A 1,612-nucleotide genomic window follows, 5' to 3' on the forward strand; every position below is an offset into this window, starting at 1 on the left:
CTGCACGACCTCGGACCGATGCGGGTCGCGCGCCGCGAGGCACTGCTCGGCCTGGAACTGACCGACCGGCGCAGCGGCTACCCGCTCCAGATGGTCGTCCGGGCCGCCGACGCCGGCTGGCGCGTCGCCGAGACCGACGTCCCGTACCTGCCCCGCTCCGGGAAGTCCAAGGTCACCGGCACCTGGCGGGGCACCTGGCAGGCGGTACGGGACATGCGCAAGGTGCTCGCCGAGCCGCCGAACGGCCGGTCCGCCCCCACCGAGGGGGTCCGTGCATGAGCACCCTCCTCGTCATCGCCAAGGCGCCCGTCGCCGGCCGGGTCAAGACCCGCCTCACCCCGCACTTCACCCCCGAGCAGGCCGCCGGGCTGGCGCGTGCCGCACTCCAGGACACCCTGGCCGCCGTTCTGGCCACCCCGGCCGGGCGGCGTGTTCTCGTACTCGACGGAGCGCCCGGGCCCTGGCTGCCCCAGGGCATCGAGGTGGTCCCGCAGTGCGCCGGCGGGCTCGACGCCCGGCTGGCGGCGGCCTTCGCCCGGGCCGACGGACCGGCCCTCCTCATCGGCATGGACACCCCGCAGGTCACCCCTGACCTCCTCACGCGCGGCCTCGACTTCGGCGAGACGGACGCCTGGTTCGGCCCCGCCGCCGACGGCGGCTTCTGGGCGCTCGGCCTGGCCGAACCCGACCCGGCCCTGCTCCTCGGCGTACCCATGTCCCTGCCGAGCACGGGCGAGGTTCAGCGCGGCCGGCTGACCGCCTCCGGGCGAACGGTACGGGACCTGCCCGAGCTGTGCGACGTGGACACCCCGGCCGACGCGGCGCAGGTCGCCGCCGCCGTACCCGGTACCCGCTTCGCCGCCCTGCACTCCGGCCTGCGCACGGTGACACGATGACCGCCCAGCTCGCCGAACCCGCCCTCGCCTGGCGGGCCGACCCCTACGCCGACGCGCTGCGCGCCGGCGTAGGACCCCTCTACCTGCGGCGCTCGGACGGCTGGCTGCTCCCGCTGGACGTCGAGCGGTGGTGCGCCGAACCGGACGAGGCGGACGAGGGCGTCCTCGCCCGCTGTACGGGACCCGTCCTGGACATCGGCTGCGGCCCCGGGCGCCTCGTCGCCACCCTGGCGGCGCGCGGGCACCGGGCCCTGGGTGTGGACGTCACCCCCGAGGCGGTGGCCCGTACGACCCGGGCCGGCGGCAGCGCGCTGTGCCGGTCGGTCTTCGATCCGCTGCCCGGCGAGGGCCGCTGGGGAACGGTCCTGCTGATCGACGGCAACATCGGCATCGGCGGCGACCCGGCCGCGCTGCTCCACCGCGCCGCCCAACTCGCTTCGCCGGACGGCTCCTTGCTGGTCGAGGTGACCACCGCCGACGTGGACGAACGCGTCGAGGTGCACGTCGACGACGGCCGAGGCGGCCACGGGGCGCCCTTTTGGTGGGCCCGGCTCGGCGCGCGGGCCCTGTGCGGTGAAGCCGCGGACGTCGGCTGGACCCGGTCCGTGCAGTGGCGGGCCGCGGGCCGCGGCTTCGTGGGCCTGCGGCGCTGACAGGGGAGGGAAGAAGGGGGAGTTGACGCAGCAGCGGCATCGACTTCCCCTTCACCGTGCCCC

Annotated in this window: 2 protein-coding genes and 1 pseudogene; all 3 read left to right on the forward strand. The window is 76.2% G+C overall.

The features are described 5' to 3' along the window. Positions 1-279: pseudogene (locus tag ACWGIU_RS37445) on the forward strand (glycosyltransferase); the annotation flags it as partial. After that, a complete protein-coding gene (locus ACWGIU_RS37450; RefSeq protein WP_453712522.1) occupies positions 276-896 on the forward strand; it encodes a TIGR04282 family arsenosugar biosynthesis glycosyltransferase in 621 nt (206 codons plus the stop codon). The pseudogene ACWGIU_RS37445 and the gene ACWGIU_RS37450, both read left to right, overlap by 4 nt. Further along, on the forward strand, positions 893-1,549 hold the full coding sequence (locus ACWGIU_RS37455) for a class I SAM-dependent methyltransferase (protein WP_453712523.1): 657 nt from the start codon (positions 893-895) through the stop codon (positions 1,547-1,549). The genes ACWGIU_RS37450 and ACWGIU_RS37455 overlap by 4 nt, the downstream gene beginning before the upstream one ends. Positions 1,550-1,612: the final 63 nt, after the last annotated feature.

The organism is Streptomyces sp. NPDC054840 (assembly GCF_053611065.1).

What these genes read in the sequence shown, in the direction of transcription:
- ACWGIU_RS37450 (WP_453712522.1), top strand. Translation starts at nt 276, where the DNA reads ATGAGCACCCTCCTCGTCATCGCCAAGGCGCCCGTCGCCGGCCGGGTC.
- ACWGIU_RS37455 (WP_453712523.1), top strand. Translation starts at nt 893, where the DNA reads ATGACCGCCCAGCTCGCCGAACCCGCCCTCGCCTGGCGGGCCGACCCC.